Here is a 17,617-nt window from a genome sequence, read left to right as displayed (position 1 = left end):
CCGATCCAAGCCATGGCCAACGAGTCCACGACCAAGAACCCCACGGCGACGTGGCGCTACGTGATCCCCAACGCGGTGACCTCGGCGAGCCTCGTCCTCGGGCTCGGGGTGCTCGCGGTCGCAACCCAGGGCGAGTTCGAGCTCGCGGGCTGGCTGATGGTCTGGTGTGTGTTGCTCGACAAGCTCGACGGGACCTTCGCCCGCCTCCTGGGCGCGAGCAGCAAGTTCGGCGCCCAGCTCGACAGCCTCGCCGACATGGTCGTGTTTGGGGTCGTGCCCGCCGGAACCACCTTGCTGCTGCTGCGCGCGCGCCCGGATCTCATGGCTCCGTGGCTGGGGCGCGAGCTGCTCATGTACGCGATGCTCTCGCTGTTCGCGGTCTGCGCGAGCCTCCGCCTGGCCAAATTCAACGTGCTCGCAGACGAGGACGGTCCGCCCGTGTTCTTCGGGCTGCCGACCACGGTCACGGGCGGGATCTTGGCGCTGCTGCTCCTGATCGGTCTCGACCACCAGATGATCTTGCTCTTGCGCGTGCTGCCGGTCCTCGCGCTGATCCTCGGCCTCCTGATGGTGTCCAACATCGTGCTGCCGAAGATCGGTCACAGCTCCGGCCTGTTCATGCAGGTGTTCCGCGCGGTGACGATCGGCCTGTGCTACGTGTTCGGCTTCATGCGCGTGTTTCCAGAGTACCTGCTGGGCATCAGCTTGTTCTACATCCTGACCGGGATCGTGCTCGGCCTCCTGCGACGCGACGAGCTGCTCTCGGGCAAGGGTCCCGAAGACGGCGCCGACCTCGATCTCGAGCCGCAACCGGGCTGAACATGAGCGACGCCGCGCAGATCCTCGCCCGACTTCGAGACGAGCCGCGCCAGCTCGACGCGCTGATCGAGCTGGGCCTCGACCAGGTCCTCGCCCGCCCCCTCGCAGAGCTGGTGGATCACCAGTGGCTGGCCACCGCCGTGACCGACGGGCTCCGCGCCTCGGTGCGCTCAGCGGAGTTCGAGCCGTGGCTGACCCAGCGCGTCGAGCAGGCCTTCGCCCGCGTCGACGGCATCGACGACGCCGGGGCCGCGCTCGGCGAGCGGGTCCCCGTGACCTTGCTCGGTCCCCTCGAGCAGGCCCTCGGTCGCGACTACCGGCCCGAGCGCGAGCTCGTCCGGGCGCTGCTCGACCATCCGTCCACGCGCACGATCCTGCGCGAGATCCTCCAGGCCAACCTCCTCGAGTTCGGCAAGCGCATGCGCTCGATGATGCCCGACGCGACCAAGCTGCCGGGCGGAGGTCTGGGCGGAGGTCGGGGCGGAGGCCTGGCCTCGCGCCTGGCCGGGGTCGCCAAGGGCGTGGCTTCGGCCGTTGGCGGTGAGCTCGAGCGCCAGCTCGAGCCCAAGGTCAAGACCTTCGTCGACGACATCCTCGGCGTGACGATCGACATGATGGTCGACCGGGTCAGCTCGGAGGGCTTCGCTCCCGAGTTCGCGCGCTGGCGCATCGACGTGCTCCACGCCGTGCTCGCCCAGCCGATCAATCGCCTCGTCGCCGAGCGCCACAAGTACCCGCCCGCAGACCTCGCCGCCGACGCCGCCGCGATCCTGCGGGCCGTGGCCGGGTGGCGCGAGCTCGGCGAGCGGATCGAGGCGGTCCTCGCCGAGCTGATCCGCGAGCACGGCCAGGTCAGCGCCCGGGAGTTCCTCGATGGCTCCGGGCTCGAGGACGCCTGGCGGCCGCAGCTGCACCGAGCCCTGAGCGACCAGGCCCACGCCATCGCGGCGAGCGACGCCTTCGCGGCCTGGCTGACCCAGCTCGTCGACGGCTGATCGGCGCCAGGAGCCCGCGAAGCTCGGTTGGTCGACGCCCCCGAGTCGCTGTACGTTGGGTCGATGCGTGCATTGACCGCTTCTTGTCGTCTCCTGGGGGGCTGTCGTTCGTGGACCTCGATCACCTTGCTCGCCGCGGCCCTGACCGCGAGCGGCTGTGGTGACGACGTCACCACCACCACCAGGGGCGACGCCGACTCGGAGACGGCTGGCGATGGTGATGGCGACTCCGGCGACGGCGACGGCGATGGCGACGGCGACTCCGGTGATGGCGACTCCGGTGACGGCGATGGCGACGGCGACGGCGACTCCGGCGATGGCGACGGCGATACGGGCGACGGCGACGGCGACTCCGGCGACGGCGACGGCGACGCGGGCGACGAGTCCTGCGAGCTCGCCCCGCAGGCCATGACCCTGTCCCTGACCGGCTCGCAGGCGCTGCCCAACAGCTGCAACAGCCACACCTTCACGGGTCGGCTCCAAAACGGCGGCGGCGCGGTCTGGGCCCTCGACGCCTGTCCCTGCGACGCCCAGTGCCTGATCCCCGATCCCTACACCCTCACGATCAACCTGCCCGACATGGACCTGCTCCCGGCGACGATCATGTGTCCCAAGATCGAGATGATCAAAAACGAGGACTGCGAGGTCGAGTCGATCGTGATCCGCGATCTCGACAACAACGAGCTCGCGACCTGGGTCGGGAGCCACGCCCCCTCCGCGCCGCTGACCATGCCCGAGCTCTCGGTCGCTCCGGTCAACGGGACCATGTGCCTCGACCACGACCAGTACGCCCTCGCGTTCACCCTCGACAACAGCGACCTGACCCTCTCGCAGGGCGACGCCGGCGTGCTCGGCAACGGCGACGCGGCCTGGGACGCCAAGAGCTACGCCTCACGCGAGACCGACGAGGGCCCCGACTACAGCTGGGTCCTCAACAGGTAGTCGGCCCCCCGCGGGGGGTCATGACAACTCTGATTTAGGTCTCGCAGCCCGTGGTGCTAGCAGCCCGGGCTGCTAGCAGCCCGGGCTGCAATGCCTCGCGCCGCCTCGCTTGGCCTGTTCACCGAGGGCTTTGTCGCCAAAACTTGCAGTACGCCCGGTACAGCGGCGTTTTGGCTTCGCGCCCTCGGCGAACATTCCGGCGCGAGGCGACACGAGGCATTGCACCCCGGGCTGCTAGTAGTCAATCTGGACGCCGAAGCTGGGGTAGATCGGCAGCCCGACCAGCGAGCTGCGCTGGGACCAGTCGGCGGTGTAGATCGAGACCTCGGGGTAGCGGCGATCGTAGACGTTCTGAACGTCGAGGTAGGCCGTAACCGCGACGCGCCGCAGCGGCCAGCGCTTGTCGACGCGCAGGTCGAGCTGGTGAAACACGGGCTGGTAAGTCGTCCCGCGCTCGCCCCGGATCGGCTGGTAGTACCAGCCGAAGCTCGAGTTCGTGGCCTCGCCGCCGAGGACCGTGTCGAGGGGGTTGCCCGAGACGACGCGAAAGCGGAGGCCAAACCGGAAGTTGCGCGGCAGCGCGGCGCTGAGCAAGACCACGAGGTTGTGGCGCTGGTCGAACACGGCCGGCAGCCACGGCTCTTCGTCGGGCTGGACCCGCGCCCACAGCAGCGTGTAGCCGATCCAGCCGTCGAGCTTGCGCCCGAGGGCGCGGCGCAGGAGCAGCTCGACGCCCATCGAGCGACTTCGGCTCGTGCGCCGCTCGATCGTCGAGCTCGAGAACACGATGTCGACGGTCGTCGGGATGACCTCGCGCCAGAACAAGGTCCCGCGGGCCTCGAGCTCCCACGGCAGCTTGGCCTCGACGCCGGTCGCGGCCTGGATCGCGTAGGTCGCCGCGGCGGATCCGTCGCGGATCTCGCCCTCGATGCCGGGGTCGAAGTACGCGAGCAGGTAAAAGGGCACGTCGGCCACGCCGCCGAGGAAGCTGCCGTTTTGGGTGATGAGGTTGGCGCTGGCGTCTCCGCTCGCGGCCACGACCGGGATCGAGAACATGCCGAGCTTGGCGAAGTACTCGAGCTTGGGCCGGACCTGGCCGTGGACCTCGATCCGCGGGTCGAGGCGAAACAGCTGGCGGCCGGCGTAAGAGAACAAATTGCCGCGCAGCGAGGGCACGATCGACCACTCGCGGTGGCGGATCGTGGTCGCCAGCCACAGGCCCAGGCGCAGCTGCTGGCCGTCGAATTGCTCGTCGCTCGCGAGCTGGTCGGCGTCGAGGATGTCGCCGCCGACCTCCTCGACGAGGCGCTCGCGCCGACGCCAGCGCTCGTACACGAGGTCCGACCCGAGCTGCAGGGTCAGGTTCTCGCGTAGATCGCTCTCGGCCTCGACGCGGCCCGAGAGCACGGTCGCGTCGCGCCGAATCAAGAAGTCCTGCTCGAGGCGGGCGCTGTCGAGCCGGATCGAGGGGCTCACGAGCACGCGCCAGTCGCCGTCGTCGACGCGGTAGTCGAGGTCGAAGCGGTGAAAGGACGCGGCGTAGTCGAACAGGTTGGGGCTCTCGCCGGGGCTCGGCCCCGGGCCGCGGCCGCGCAGGCGGTCGCCGGCCCCGATCGCGCGCAGCGAGAGGTGATGGTTGCGGCGCACGGGCAGGTCGACGCGCCCGAGGTAGTCCCAGTAGGTCGGGAGCAGGATGCCGGTCGGCCCGACCACGCTCTCGACCCCGAGCAGCACGGCGTCGACGTGGCTGCGACGAAAGCCAAAATTCATCGAGCCCGGGCCGACCGGCGCCTCGAGGGTCGCGCCGAGGTCAAACAGATCGATGTGGGCCTGGCCATGGACCGCGTCGGCCCGGCCTGGTCTGCTGAAGATCTCGATTAACCCGCCGCTGAAGCTGCCGTAGCCCGGGCCGTAGTTGCCGGGGCTGAGCTCGACGCGATCGGTCATCGGAGGCGAGACCACGCTCGCGATCGGGACGACGTGAAAGGCCCGCGGGATCGGGTGGCCGTCGAGGTAGACGCCGGTCTCGGTCGGGTTGCCGCCGCGCAGAGACAGCAGCCCGAGGCCGCCGGGGCTCCGGGCCACCCCCGGCAGGTTGAGGGCGGCGAGGACCGGATCGTCGCCGCTGCCTGCGTAGTGCCGGGCCTGCTGGGCGTCGAGGCTGTGATCGGGCTCGGCGACGCCCCCGCGCTCGACCGTGACCTCGGTTCGGTAGGCGCCGGTCTGATCCGGTCGGAGGTAGAGCTCGATCGTCCCCGACGACGGCGCCTCGGCCCACTGCTCGAGGCGCTCGAAGCCGCCGGAGACGACGACCACTCGGATCATCCCCGCGGGCACCTCGGCGACCTCGAAGCGGCCCTCGCGGTCGGTCTCGGCCCGCCGCATCCAGGTCACGGCGTCGGGGTCGAGAGGCTCGTGGGCGCGCCTGCCGGGGCGGACCGTCGCGGGCGCGGCGACGATCATCACGACGGCGCCCGGCACCGGAGCTCGGGAGCCGCCGCCCTCGAGCACGCGGCCCTCGACGCGCACGAGCTCGTCTGGCGCCGGCTGAGGCGCCGCGCGATCGGGCGGCCCGGCCCACGCCCGCCCGGGCCCGACAACGGAGCCCAGGACGATGAGGGCGGCCGCGCCCAGCTCGAGCGCCCGATGTCGTGCCCGGCGCGTCAACTCCCGACCTCGAAATTCAGGCGCGCGACGCCCTCGCCATAGCGATCGTCGCTGTAGACCAAAAAGATCTGCGAGGTCCCCGGATCGGCGAACTCGTCGACCACGAAGTCCTGCGGCGTGCCGCCAAACTGAAAGCCACCGACGGCGTGGACCGCCCCGGTCGTGTAGGGGAACTCGACGATGAGCTCCTGCCCGGGCTGAAACCAAAACCTGGAGGTCTCGGAGTCCTGGCGGGCAACGAAGAAGGTCTGGGAGAACTGCTCGAGCGGGTCGTAGCCGGGCACGAGGGTGATCGTCGACCCGGGCGCGGCCTCGAACTCGTGCTGCTCGGGGTAGACGCCGACGACCTTGCCGTCGATGAAGACGTCGATGACCGGGCGCGGGGTTCGGTTGGCGGCCTGGACGTAGACCGCGGCCGGGATCTCCCAGATCGGGATCGGGGACTCGATGCCGATCGAGTCGCCGTAGGCCAGCAACCACCAGCTCGGCCCGACCTTGACGTTGCGGACGATGAAGCCGCAGCGCTCGAGCAGCTCGTCCCGATCCCGGCGCGCGGTCCAGCAGTCCTCGGCGCTGCGTCCCCCCCAGGCGATGACCCCGTAGTAGACGGCCACCCGGGTCCCGGCCAGAAGTGGGCCGAGCTCGGGGAGCTCGAACTCGAAGCGCCCGTCGCCCTCGCCGAGGCGACACGGATCGTCCATGGTCAGGTCCTCGATGTCCTCGCAGCGGACGTCGTAGACCGCGCCGATTCTGTCGACGCCGGAGACCCCGCAGTTGAAGGGATCACACTGAAACCACACGCTCTCGAGCTCACTCGCCGGGACCTGGCCCCGGTCGGGATCGATGACCGTGGCCTCGAAGGCGAAGCGGTCGTGGGGCATGGGCTCGGCGATCGGCGCCTCGCTGGGGACGCCGACCCGGCCCGGGTTGAGCGGGCCGAGCTCGACGACCGACCCCTGGACCGAGATCAGCTTGGTCTGGTGGATGTAGGTCGCGGCCGGGATCGTGAACTCGCAGCCGACCATGGCCACCGCCGCGAGGGCGAGGGCGAGGGCGAGGGCGGGTGCGCACGCGGGCCTGGGCATCCGCCCCCAAGCATAACGTGATCGCCGAGCGACCGCGCGATGTCAGCTCGCTCCGCGCGAGGTCGCGGCGCGCAAGCTCGCGACCAACCCGCGCAGCGCCTCGGGCCCCTCGCGGGCGGCCCGGACCAGCGCGCTGCCGACGACGACGCCGTCGACACCAGGTGCGAGGGCGGCGACTTGGGCGGGCTCGCGGACGCCGAAGCCAACGCAGATCGGGAGCTCGGTCCGTCCGCGCAGATCGTCGAGCTGGGCGTGCAGCGCTGGGCTGCTGGCGTCGAGGGCCGCGCCGGTCACCCCTGTGAGGCTCACGGCGTAGACGAAGCCGCTCGCGTGACGCACGAGGCGCTCGCGCCGGGGGCCCGGGCTGGTCGGGGCACACAAGGCGATCCAGTCGAGGCCGGCGGCGCGGGCCGGCTCGCGCAGGATCGCGGCCTCTTCGGGGGGCAGGTCGACGACGAGCAGGCCGTCCACGCCAACCTGACGCAAGCGGGCGCAAAAACCCGCGACGCCGGCTGGCTCCCGCCGAGCTCCGGACAGCAGCGGGTTGGCGTAGGAGAACAGCACGATCGGGAGCTCGGGGAAGCGCGCGCGGAGCTCGGCGGCGAGCTCGAGCACGCGCTCGAGGGTCGCCCCGGCCGCGAGCGCGCGGACCATCGCGGCTTGGATCTCGGGGCCGTCGGCCGCGGGGTCGGAGAAGGGCACGCCGAGCTCGAGCACGTCGACGCCGGCCTCGCACGCGGCGATCAGGCCCTCGAGGCTGGCGGCGCGATCGGGATCGAAGCCGGTCAGGTAGCCGACCAGCGCGGCCCGTCCCTCGGCCCGGCAGCGGGCGAAGCAGGCCCCGATCCGCCCCTCGCGCTCGCTCGGCGGCTGCGCCTGGCCGCTCACGGTGCGCCCTCCCCTGCCCGCTCGTGCCGGGTCCGCGCCCGCTCGACGAGCGCGAGCGACTCGGCGTCGAGCCGGCCCATGACCGTGTGCATGTCCTTGTCGCCGCGGCCCGAGAGGTTGACGAGGATCTTGGCCTCGGGTCCGAGCTCACGGGTGAGCTGCTCGAGCGCCGCGATCGCGTGGGCGCTCTCGAGCGCGGGGATGATGCCCTCGGTCTGCGAGAGCAGGCGCAGCGCCGCCAAGGCCTGCTCGTCGTCGATCGCGAGGTAGCGGGCCCGCCCCCGCTCGCGCAAGAACGCGTGCTCGGGCCCGACGCCGGGGTAGTCGAGGCCAGCCGAGATCGAGTGGGCCTCCTGCAGCTGTCCGTCGTCGTCTTGGAGCACGAGGCTGCGCATGCCGTGGTAGACGCCGACCTCGCCGCGGCTCATCGTCGCCGCGTGGCGGCCTTCGAGGCCCTCGCCGGCGGCCTCGACCCCGATCAGCGCGACCTCGGGGTCGTCGACGAAGGCCGCGAAGATCCCCATCGCGTTGGACCCACCGCCGACGCAGGCGACGACGGCGTCGGGCAGCCGCCCGAGCCGGTCGAGGCACTGGGCCCGGGCCTCGTCGCCGATGACTCGCTGAAGCTCGCGGACCATGACCGGATAGGGATCGGGGCCCATGACCGAGCCGATCACGTAGTGGGTGTCGGCGACGTTGGCGACCCAGTCGCGCAGGGCCTCGTTGATCGCGTCCTTGAGCGTGGCGGCGCCGCCGTGGACCGCGTGGACCTCGGCCCCGAGCAGGCGCATGCGGAACACGTTGAGGGCCTGGCGGGCGACGTCCTCGGCGCCCATGTAGACCACGCAGGGCATGCCGAAGTAGGCGCACACGGTCGCCGTGGCGACGCCGTGCTGACCCGCGCCGGTCTCGGCGATGATCCGGGTCTTGCCGAGCCGACGCGCGAGCAGGACCTGGCCGACGCAGTTGTTGATCTTGTGGGCCCCGGTGTGATTGAGGTCTTCGCGCTTGAGCCAGATCTCGCCGCCGCCGATCGCCGCCGCGAGGCGCGGCGCCGGGGTCAGGGGCGAGGGGCGACCGACGTACTCGGCCAGGATCCGCGAGTATTCGGCGCGAAAGGCCTCGTCGGCCCACGCGATCGGCCACTCCCGGGCGAGCTCCTCGACCGCGGGCATCAGGGTCTCGGCGACGAAGCGGCCGCCGAACTCGCCAAAGCTGGCCAGCGAGGGCGGGCTCTCGGGATCCGGGGCTGTCGCCGACATCGCGGCCAGCTTTACGACTCAGCCCGGCCCGCGGCAAGCCCGGATCAGGGCCGCGATCGCCTCGTGGTCCTTGTGGCCCGCGCTGGCCCCCGGGGCCTCGGCGCCGCTGGCGACGTCGAGGCCCGCCGGGCGGACCGTGGCGATCGCCTCGGCGGCGTTGCTCGGCGTGATCCCGCCCGCGAGCCAGACCGGGATCGGCGCGAGGGCCTCGACGGCCTCGGCGGCGAAGCCCCAGTCGGTCCGCTGTCCGGCCCCGCCGAAGCCCGGGACGGCGGCGTCGAGCAGGACCCAGCGCGGCGCCGGCTCCGGCACGCGCAGGCGCTCGAGCGCCGGCGTGCCGCGCACGACCCAGACCCAGCCGATGTCGTAGCGAGCCGCGAGCTCGGCGTAGGGCTCGACCGGGGCGTCGCCGTGGGGCTGGAGGAGGTCGAGATCGAGGCTTGCGATCGCCCGCTCGGTCTCGCTCAGGGAGGCGTCGACGGACACACCGACGCGCACGAGGCCGTCGGCGCCCGGCGTCGCCGCGAGCAGCTCGGCGGCGTCATGGGGCTCGACGAAGCGCCTCGACTCGGGCCACAGGTTGAGCCCGATCGCGTCGACGCCCAGCGCTGCACAGGCGCGCAGATCCTCGGCGCGGGTCAGCCCGCAGATCTTCAGACCCGTGGCCACTCAGACGGCCATCAGCTCGGCGAGCTTGGCGCCCGGATCTTCGGCCTTCATCAGGGTCGAGCCGATCAGCACGCCGTCGACCCCGGCCGCGCGGAGACGGGAGACGTCCTTGCGGGTCTGGATCCCGCTCTCGCCCACGAACAGGAAGCTCTTGGGGACATCGGGCCGGTGGCGGATGACGCGATCGAGGTCGACCTCGAAGGTGTGGAGGTCGCGGGCGTTGAACCCGATGATCTTGGCCCCTGCGGCCATCGCCCGCTCGATCTCGTGGTCGCTGTGGGCCTCGGCGAGGACCTGGAGGCCGATATCGTAGGCGAAATTGAGCAGATCTCGCAGGAGCGGAGGCTCGAGCGCCGCGGCGATCAGCAAGATCGCGTCGGCGCCCTCGCGCCGGGCCGTGACGATCTGCTCGCGGCTGAGGATGAAGTCCTTGCACAAGATCGGGACCGAGACCGCGGCTCGCACCGCGCGAAGATCCTCGAAGCTGCCGTCGAAGTGGCGGTCGGTGAGCACGCTGATCGCCGAGGCGCCGCCGTCGACGTAGAGCGTGGCGATGTGGCGTGGATCGGCCTGATCGCGCAGCAGACCCTCGCTGGGCGAGCGTCGCTTGAATTCGGCGATCGCCCGCGGCTTGGGGCCCGTCGCCAGCGCGGCCCACAGATCGAGAGGATCGGGCGCCCCGGCCAGCTCGGCGTCGATCTGCGCGAGGCTGAGGTTCCCGGGTCGGCCCGACGCCAGCTCCGATCGCTTGGCCGCGAGGATCTCGTCGAGGTAGGTGGCTTGGTCGCTCATCGCTCGCCCGCGCCAGCGTAGCCGATTCACCGCCGGGTCGACCAGCGGGGTCAACCAGCGGGCTCAACCGAGATCCACGCCCAGATCCACGCCAGATCCACGCCCGCTCCACGCCCGGCTCCACGCTGGATCCAGCGTCAGGGTCGCCGCCGGGAGGTCTCGACGAGGCCCTCGAGGACCCGCGCCGCGGCCCCGCTGTCGATCGCCTCGGCCACGCGCAGGGCCGCCGAACCCAGGGTGGAGATCGGTTCATCGCCCGCCACGACCAGCGCCAGCGCGCCCGCGTGAATCACGGCGTCTCGGTAGGCGCCGGGCTCCCCGGCCAGGAGTCGGCGCAGCGCGGCGGCGTTGTCCGAGGGGTCGCCGCCCGCGAGATCAGCGAGGACCTGCTCGTCGAGCCCGGCGTCGGCGCGGCGCAGGACGTGCTCGTGGAGCTCGCCCTCGCGCCACTCGACGACCAGGGACTCGCCCTCGGGGCTCAGATCGTCGATCCCGGCCGGCGCGCGCGGGGCCGCCGTGACCCCGGCCCGAAACCCGTGGACCACGAACACCCGCTCGCTTCCGAGGGTTCCGAGCGCCCGGGCGAGGTCGTGGCAGCGGGCCGGATCGTAGACGCCGAGGACCTGCCGCCGGACCCGGGCGGGGTTGGTGAGCGGGCCGAGGAGGTTGAACACCGTCGGGACCCCGAGCGCGGCACGGACCGGCCCGGCGTGGCGCATCGCGGGATGCAGGGTCCGCGCGAACAAGAACCCGACCCCGAGCTCGTCGATGCAGCGCCCGACGGTCTGTGGCGGGGCCTCGACGTCGACGCCGAGGGCCTCGAGCACGTCGGCGCTGCCGCTGCGGCTCGACGCCGCCCGGTTGCCGTGCTTGGCCACGGCGACGCCGCAGGCCGCGACGACCAGGGCCGTGGCCGTCGACACGTTGCGGCGCGGGACCCCGCTGCCGCCCGTTCCGCACACGTCGATCGGGCGCGCGCGGGTGGTCAGGACCCGGGTCGAGGCCTCGCGCATGGCTTCGGCCGCGCCGCTGATCTCGCCCATGGTCTCGCCCTTGATCGCCAGCGCCATCAAGAGGCCGCCGATCTGCCCGGGCTCGCAGGCGCCGGACATGATCTCGCGGAAGATTGCGGCCGCGGCCGAGGTGCTGAGGTGGTGTCCGCGGGCGAGGGTCCGCAGGCCCGCGCGGATCGCTTCGGCTTCGCTGGTCATGGCCGCGACGATACCCGGCGTGGAAGCACCGCGCGTGGCCGAACCGGCAGGGCGGCGCCGTGATGGCAGCTGGCCAGCGCGGCGACGACCGCGGCCGGTCGACCGTCCTACTCGTCGACCTGGTCGGCCTGGTCGACCTGGTCGGCCTGGTCGGCTTCGAGCTCGGGCTCGAGCTCGGGCTCGTCCTCGCCGCGAGTGCTGCGAGCCGAAGCCGTGGGGTAGAAGGCCTCGGCCCAGGACCGCTTGCGCCGGGTCTTCGCGGCCATCGAGAGCAGCTCGGCGTAGACGCTCAGGCGCACGGCGTTGACCTCGTCTTTCCAGGTCTCGATCTCGAGCCGGCCTTCCACGCGGCTGAACTCCGCGTCTTTGCGCTCGGACAGGACGACCTCGCCGCGGTCGATCACCGGCTCGAGCAGCGCGAGCTGGACCTCGCGGAACTTGTCTTCGAACAGGCTCAGGCCCAGGCGCTCGGCGGTGTCGCGCGCGACCGCGACCTGCTTGGCGAGGGCGTGGCGGATGTGGGCCGTCAGGGCCCCGGGGAACAGGGTCTCGTACTCCTTGCGGCTTCGGTCCTGCCGCACGAGGTGCAGGGTGTTGACGTGGATCTCGCGCAGGGCCTCGTCGAGGCTCGAGTCGGCCACGCTGGCGCGGGCGCGGGCCTGAACGACGGCCCGGCGGGTGGAGAGATCACGCTGTCTGATCGTGTTGAACTGCTCCAGCGTCGCCGTTACGGGGGCTGCCAGGGGGACGGTTTCATCCGTTGCGAGCAGGGCCGCCTCAAGATAGACGAGCTCTTCCCAGTACACAATGATTGATCGGCTTGATGACAACACGCGCATGATTGAACGGACGACACGCGCCGAACGCGAAGTGGACAAGCCATAATCCAAGCCCGACGACCGACACATGGCGAGCGCGAAACAGGGGCCCCACGCGGGACTTGGTGGGTCTGGTGAGAGCGCGCTGGCGTGTCCGCGCCGGACCGACTGCAGGTGGTGACGGAGCACCAGCGCTTCGGCGCGGCAGGTGGTGAGGGTGGAGCGGGCGCGAGGTCTGCCGATCGGGCGGAGCGGTGGGAGCAGCGCGGGCTCGCTACGCGTCGCTAGGCCGGCTCGGACGGCGCGAAACGGCCCTGGCGGGCTCGAGCGCCGTTGGATCGCGTGGGCTGTGTGAACCTCGAGCTTGTCCTGGGTTCGTGTTCAGTGATAGTGGTTGGGGACGACGCACGCGGGGCCGCAGGCAGTTCAACCCCCATCTTGCGTGCAAAACGCTGATTTCGGCGGGTGAGGTGGGGGTTGAACGGTGTTTGAAAACGGGAGAGAGGAACATGGAGGCCGGAATTCGCGGGCGAAATCGCCCTGCGTGCGTTGGGGGGTGAAATTTGGTGTGATCTCGGTAGGTTGCAGCGGTGCCCCTTCCGCCCTCGAAAGAGGGCGGCCCCATTGAAGCCGTTCCCCGGGTTCCAGGGTGGGTCAGAGTAGACCTTCCGCCCTCGAAAGAGGGCGGCCCCATTGAAGCAAGAACACCGAAGGTCCCCGACTGCGCCAGCTCGAGGCGCCCCTTCCGCCCTCGAAAGAGGGCGGCCCCATTGAAGCCCGCGATGGAGTCCGGATCCCAGCCGGTCATTGTTCGACCTTCCGCCCTCGAAAGAGGGCGGCCCCATTGAAGCCTCTGCCGACATCCGTCGACATGGTGTGTAGTGAGCCCTTCCGCCCTCGAAAGAGGGCGGCCCCATTGAAGCGTGGTCGTCGAGAACGTGCCCGAGTTCGAGCAGTGGGAGCCTTCCGCCCTCGAAAGAGGGCGGCCCCATTGAAGCAGGGAGGAGAAGAGGTCGCTGGTGAGGATTTGCTCGGCCCTTCCGCCCTCGAAAGAGGGCGGCCCCATTGAAGCTCAAAGATCGCGGTGTGTAAGGCCGCGTAGTGGTCGGCCTTCCGCCCTCGAAAGAGGGCGGCCCCATTGAAGCATCATAGGCTGGGGAAACGGCTCGATGTCTTCAAGTCCTTCCGCCCTCGAAAGAGGGCGGCCCCATTGAAGCGCGCACAACCTTCGCACCATTGTGGGGAGCGGTCGCCCCCTTCCGCCCTCGAAAGAGGGCGGCCCCATTGAAGCGCGCACAACCTTCGCACCATTGTGGGGAGCGGTCGCCCCCTTCCGCCCTCGAAAGAGGGCGGCCCCATTGAAGCGACGAGGAGCCCACCCGCACCTTTGAGCTCGCCCTTCCGCCCTCGAAAGAGGGCGGCCCCATTGAAGCCGGATCCCCTTCGACCCCCGCAGCCAGGAGACCTTTGGTCTTGCCCCAAAAAATCGGACACCTCCAGAAGAGGGAAACTGGTCGGCCTCTGCGTCGCCGAGCTGGCCGGCGGCGCGGGTCCGCGGACCGGAACAGCTCGGGAGCCTGCCCTCAGCCGTCAGCACCCGGGGCCCTCAACGATATTTGACCCTCGGAGGCGGAGCCCACGCGACGCGGGCTTTCCCCGTCTCCGCGCGGCGAGCAAGGAGCCACGGCACGCGCGCAGTGGGGCCTCGTCCGCGAGCAAGTCGCCGGGCTGAACTCGCCGACGAGACGCCTGATTGGTCGCACGTTTTAGCGGCCGGCTGGCAACGTCCGCAGATGCAGAGGCGCGACGATCCTCGCGCCGGGCGCCGCGGTAATATTCGCGTTGCCACCTTTTTAGAATTGCCGCGCATGTTCGACAGTGGTACCGACCGACCGAGCATGAAAAAGTCACACCACCGCGTGGCGGCCGCCGGGCTTGGGGGTGCTCGTGCTGATCTCCGGTCACGCATCTGCCCAGGGTCCAGAGTTTGTACCCGCTCCTCCACAGTGGGCTGCAGACGCCGAGGTTGCCTCCATGCTCTTGCAGCCGACCAACGGCAAGCTAGCGATTGGTCTTCCTCTGGCTCGGACCGCGTTGCACGTTTCGGGGGACTCGGTGACATCGAAGCCCAGAGCCGGCTCTGTGACCATCGGCTCAACGGAATCACTACACATGCAGATGGACAGGAACGATATCCGAGTGTCAGGAGGGGCACCCGACACGTTCGGGTCACTGTCACGATCGAGGTCAATCCATGAGCCGCCTTGGTCCAATATTGCTCTTCCTGTGCGCGGCCTGTACGGAGCATGGAACCGGAGGAGCACTTCCTTCTGCTGCCGGTCCGCAGGGCGGTTTGGCGCGGCGGATGATGGAGATGACCGGCTCTCCCATGATGTCACCGGAGGAGAAGAGGGCCTTTCAGGGGCGTGAAAGGCTTCGAGAGCAGCAGCGCGCGGCGGGGATGCGAGTTTGCGAGGAAGGCGAGCACGGGACCAAATGGAGGGAGGACTGCAAGGTATGCCAGTGTGAACATGGCCTGCGGACCTGTCCCTTGGTCTGGTGTCGCCACACCTCAGCCGAAGGACCGTAGCCTTCCGCCCTCGAAAGAGGGCGGCCCCATTGAAGCGTGGGCGCCCTTGAAGGGGCTGGCTACCAGGGCTGGTCTTGCCCAAAAATTCGGACACCTGGTTTTTTGGGGCAAGACCACGCCACCTTCCGCGCCGCTCGAGCGGCGGTTTGAGGATCGGACCCACGAACTCGCGCTCGAACTCTACAACCCCTCATCTGCCTCGAAGCAATCGACAGTCCCGTCCTCGTTGCAGACACCATCGAAGCACCAATAGAGGACTCCGCCGCAGTCGCCGCCCGGCCAGCACGGGCCGCCATTCTCGCAGCAGATCACATACTCTTCCCCGCCCTCGTGGGCGACGTACTCGGCGCACTGCCGCGCCGCGCAGGCATCCCCAAGCGGCATGTAGGCGGCCACCTGTCCGGTCTGAGGGTCGATGACTTCGCCGTGGCCGACGCTGAACGGGAGCGAGTTGGCCGGGCAAGACGCGGTGTTCTTGAGCCTGGCGGTGTTGCTGCTGCGCTCGTAGCAGACCTCCAGCCCGAGCTTCGGGGCGTCGGGCCCAGTGTACTCACACGCCCCGGGCACCGACGTGCACAGGTGGCTGTACTCGGCGTCCGCGGTCAACGGAGCGACCATGAGCGCGAGCGCGAGGATCGTCAATGTGGTCCGATGCATGAATCCAGGCTACCTGATCGAGCCCGTCGGGGTCTGGCCCAGCCCGAGGAAATTGGCGAGCAGGTCGTGTCCGTGCTCGCTCAGGATCGACTCGGGGTGGTACTGCACGCCGAACACCGGCCGTTCGCGGTGGCGCACGCCCATGAGCTCGCCCTCGGGCGTGCGGGCGTCGGCGAGGAGCTCGGGCGGCAGCGTGGCCTCGTCGACGATCAAGCTGTGGTAGCGGGTCGCCTGGTAGGGCGAGGGCAAGCCCGCGTAGAGCCCGGTCGCCGCGTGGACGATCGCCGAGCGCTTGCCGTGCATGATCCGGCCCGCGCGCTCGACCGTGGCCCCGTGGACCTCGCACAGGGTCTGGTGGCCAAGGCACACGCCGAGGGTCGGCAGCGGGTCGCGCTCGGGCGCGCACACGATCCGGCACAGCTCCTGGCACACGCCGCTGTCGGCGGGCCGACCGGGGCCGGGCGAGAGCAGCAGATGGCTGGGCCGGTCCGCGAGCACCTGCGCGGCCGTGATCGCGTCGTTGCGGTAGACGTCGACCTCGGCGCCGAGCTCGAGCAGGTGCTGGACCAGGTTGAAGGTGAACGAGTCGTAATTGTCGATGACGAGCACGCGCGCGCCGGGCCGTCGGCGCGCCGCGGCGGGCCGGTAGCGCTGGCCGCGGCCGAGCTCGATCACGACGCCCCCCCGACCCTGGCCATCTCGATCGCCCGGAGCACCGCCGCGGCCTTGCGCGCGCACTCGTCGTCCTCGGCCTCGGGGTCCGAGTCGTAGACGATCCCGGCCCCGGCCTGGACGCGGACGCTGTCGCCCGCGAACACGACCGAGCGGATGCAGATCGCAAAGTCGGCCCCGCCGTCGAAGCCAAAGTAGCCGACCGCGCCGCCGTACCAGCCGCGCGGCGCGGGCTCGAGCTCGTCGATGATCTCGAGCGCGCGGACCTTGGGCGCGCCGCTGAGCGTGCCCGCGGGGAAGGTCGAGCGGAGGGCGTCGACGACCCCGAGGCCCTCGGCGAGGGTGCCCGAGACCTCCGAGACGATGTGCATGACCTTGCTGTAGCGCTCGATCACGAACGACTCGCTGACCTCGACGCTGCCCGGGGCGGCGATCCGACCGATGTCGTTGCGGCCGAGATCGATCAACATCAGGTGCTCGGCTCGCTCCTTCGGATCTTCGAGGAGCTCGCGCTCGAGCGCGAGGTCCTCGGCGAGGTCACGACCGCGGCGGCGGGTCCCGGCGATCGGGCGCACGGTCACCCGACGATCCTCGTGATCAACGCGGACCAGGACCTCCGGCGAAGCCCCGGCCAGGGTCGCCGAGGGCAGGTCGAGCAGGTACATGTAGGGCGAGGGGTTGGTGACCCGCAGCATCCGGTAGACGTCGAGGGGCGAGGCCTCGGCCCGGGGCTGATCGAAGCGCTGGCTGAGCACGACCTGAAACACGTCGCCGGCGACGATGTGCTGCTTGGCGCGGACGACCTGCTCGGGGTAGCGGCTGCCGGCCCAGGCCGCGGCCAGGCGCGCTGGGGGTGCGGCGACGCCCTCGTCGAGGATCATCGGCGCGAGGGTTGGGCCTGTGCGCAGGGCCGTGATCACGGCGTCGACCCGGGCTCGGGCGGCCTCGCGGGCCCGATCGACGCCGCCGTCCTCGGCCGGGCACGCGGTCGCGAGCACCCGGACCTTCTGCGAGAGGTTGTCGAACACGACCAGGGTGTCGGTCACGAGCAGCTCGAAGGCCGGCAGCGCCGACGCGTCCTGCTCGGCCCAGTCGGGGGTCGGGACACGCTCGAGATCGCGGACCATGTCGTGGCCCCAGACGCCGACCAGCCCGCCCCAAAAGCGCGGCAGCTCGTCGTGCTCGCCCGGCGGCGCGTCGGGGTCGGGACCCGCGCGGTAGCGATCGAGCAGCGCCTCGATCAACGCCGCGCCGCTGCCCTCGCCGAAGCCGCCCCGGGGGCCGCTCAGCTCGGCGAGGTCGGCGGCGAAGCCCGGCCCCGGCTCGCACTCGACGACCAGGCGACCGTCGCGCCACGCCCCGCGGACCACGGCCCGGTGACCGACGCCGATGATGCTCCACCGCGCCCAGCGCTCGCCGCCGACGACCGACTCGAGCAAGAAGGCGTGCTGGTCCGGGCGCTCGCGGAGGCGCGCGAGCACGGCGACCGGCGTCTCGCCGTCGCACAGCAGCTCGCGCCACACGGGGAACAAGGCGGGGGGGCTCGGCAC

14 protein-coding genes and 1 CRISPR repeat array are annotated in these 17,617 nt (G+C 70.7%); of the genes, 3 read left to right on the top strand and 11 right to left on the bottom strand.

The window, feature by feature from the left end:
* The first annotated feature begins 12 nt into the window (after positions 1-12).
* The 3 genes from ENSA5_RS25685 to ENSA5_RS38250 all read left to right on the top strand — a co-directional run bounded on the left by ENSA5_RS25685 (position 13) and on the right by ENSA5_RS38250 (position 2,756).
* Positions 13-819, top strand: coding sequence for a CDP-alcohol phosphatidyltransferase family protein (locus ENSA5_RS25685; protein ID WP_106394337.1), 807 nt, complete (start codon positions 13-15; stop codon positions 817-819).
* A 2-nt stretch (positions 820-821) separates the two neighbouring features.
* Entirely contained in the window at positions 822-1,814 is a 993-nt protein-coding gene (locus ENSA5_RS25680) for a hypothetical protein (protein ID WP_106394336.1), read from the top strand.
* Between the two features lie 63 nt (positions 1,815-1,877).
* Complete coding sequence (locus tag ENSA5_RS38250; RefSeq protein ID WP_181198144.1) at positions 1,878-2,756, top strand: hypothetical protein; 879 nt, start codon at positions 1,878-1,880, stop codon at positions 2,754-2,756.
* A gap of 234 nt (positions 2,757-2,990) precedes the next feature.
* Here the strand turns inward: ENSA5_RS38250 and ENSA5_RS25670 are convergent, their stop codons facing one another.
* The 11 genes from ENSA5_RS25670 to ENSA5_RS25620 all read right to left on the bottom strand — a co-directional run bounded on the left by ENSA5_RS25670 (position 2,991) and on the right by ENSA5_RS25620 (position 17,617).
* Entirely contained in the window at positions 2,991-5,423 is a 2,433-nt protein-coding gene (locus ENSA5_RS25670; protein WP_106394335.1) for a TonB-dependent receptor, read from the bottom strand.
* Entirely contained in the window at positions 5,420-6,508 is a 1,089-nt protein-coding gene (locus ENSA5_RS38245) for a hypothetical protein (RefSeq protein ID WP_106394334.1), read from the bottom strand. The genes ENSA5_RS25670 and ENSA5_RS38245 overlap by 4 nt, the downstream gene beginning before the upstream one ends.
* 42 nt (positions 6,509-6,550) lie before the next feature.
* A complete protein-coding gene (trpA, locus tag ENSA5_RS25660) occupies positions 6,551-7,396 on the bottom strand; it encodes a tryptophan synthase subunit alpha (protein WP_219906860.1) in 846 nt (281 codons plus the stop codon).
* Positions 7,393-8,658, bottom strand: a complete 1,266-nt coding sequence (gene trpB / locus ENSA5_RS25655; protein ID WP_106394333.1) for a tryptophan synthase subunit beta — start codon at positions 8,656-8,658, stop codon at positions 7,393-7,395. Before trpB ends, trpA begins: the two co-directional genes overlap by 4 nt.
* Before the next feature lie 18 nt (positions 8,659-8,676).
* Complete coding sequence (locus tag ENSA5_RS25650; protein WP_106394332.1) at positions 8,677-9,327, bottom strand: phosphoribosylanthranilate isomerase; 651 nt, start codon at positions 9,325-9,327, stop codon at positions 8,677-8,679.
* Positions 9,328-10,119 (bottom strand): indole-3-glycerol phosphate synthase TrpC, encoded by a 792-nt coding sequence (gene trpC / locus ENSA5_RS25645; protein WP_106394331.1) that lies wholly within the window; start codon positions 10,117-10,119, stop codon positions 9,328-9,330.
* 137 nt (positions 10,120-10,256) lie between these two features.
* Positions 10,257-11,330 carry an anthranilate phosphoribosyltransferase gene (trpD, locus tag ENSA5_RS25640; protein ID WP_106394330.1) on the bottom strand — a complete coding sequence of 358 codons (1,074 nt, stop codon included), beginning with the start codon at positions 11,328-11,330 and terminating at the stop codon, positions 10,257-10,259.
* 107 nt (positions 11,331-11,437) lie between these two features.
* Entirely contained in the window at positions 11,438-11,971 is a 534-nt protein-coding gene (locus ENSA5_RS25635; RefSeq protein WP_146156113.1) for a hypothetical protein, read from the bottom strand.
* A 772-nt stretch (positions 11,972-12,743) separates the two neighbouring features.
* Positions 12,744-13,581: direct repeats of the CRISPR family, unit length 36 nt; unit sequence CCTTCCGCCCTCGAAAGAGGGCGGCCCCATTGAAGC.
* Positions 13,582-14,918: 1,337 nt separating this feature from the next.
* A complete protein-coding gene (locus tag ENSA5_RS25630) occupies positions 14,919-15,395 on the bottom strand; it encodes a hypothetical protein (RefSeq protein WP_106394328.1) in 477 nt (158 codons plus the stop codon).
* Positions 15,396-15,404: 9 nt separating this feature from the next.
* The gene (locus tag ENSA5_RS25625) at positions 15,405-16,004 is read right to left on the bottom strand and encodes an anthranilate synthase component II (protein WP_258183025.1); all 600 of its coding nucleotides are present in this window, start codon (positions 16,002-16,004) and stop codon (positions 15,405-15,407) included.
* Between the two features lie 62 nt (positions 16,005-16,066).
* Complete coding sequence (locus ENSA5_RS25620; RefSeq protein WP_106394326.1) at positions 16,067-17,617, bottom strand: anthranilate synthase component I family protein; 1,551 nt, start codon at positions 17,615-17,617, stop codon at positions 16,067-16,069.

Origin of the sequence: Enhygromyxa salina, from assembly GCF_002994615.1 — a bacterium.
GTDB lineage: Bacteria > Myxococcota_A > Polyangia > Nannocystales > Nannocystaceae > Plesiocystis > Plesiocystis salina_A.
Note: the sequence above shows the minus strand (reverse complement) of the source record. Positions and strands in the feature narration are given on the sequence as shown.

Excerpts from the sequence above, each read along its gene's own strand:
- ENSA5_RS25685 (WP_106394337.1), top strand. The coding sequence starts at position 13 with ATGGCCAACGAGTCCACGACCAAGAACCCCACGGCGACGTGGCGCTAC.
- ENSA5_RS25680 (WP_106394336.1), top strand. The coding sequence starts at position 822 with ATGAGCGACGCCGCGCAGATCCTCGCCCGACTTCGAGACGAGCCGCGC.
- ENSA5_RS38250 (WP_181198144.1), top strand. The coding sequence starts at position 1,878 with ATGCGTGCATTGACCGCTTCTTGTCGTCTCCTGGGGGGCTGTCGTTCG.
- ENSA5_RS38245 (WP_106394334.1), bottom strand. The coding sequence starts at position 6,508 with ATGCCCAGGCCCGCGTGCGCACCCGCCCTCGCCCTCGCCCTCGCCCTC.
- trpB (WP_106394333.1), bottom strand. The coding sequence starts at position 8,658 with ATGTCGGCGACAGCCCCGGATCCCGAGAGCCCGCCCTCGCTGGCCAGC.
- trpC (WP_106394331.1), bottom strand. The coding sequence starts at position 10,119 with ATGAGCGACCAAGCCACCTACCTCGACGAGATCCTCGCGGCCAAGCGA.
- trpD (WP_106394330.1), bottom strand. The coding sequence starts at position 11,330 with ATGACCAGCGAAGCCGAAGCGATCCGCGCGGGCCTGCGGACCCTCGCC.
- ENSA5_RS25630 (WP_106394328.1), bottom strand. The coding sequence starts at position 15,395 with ATGCATCGGACCACATTGACGATCCTCGCGCTCGCGCTCATGGTCGCT.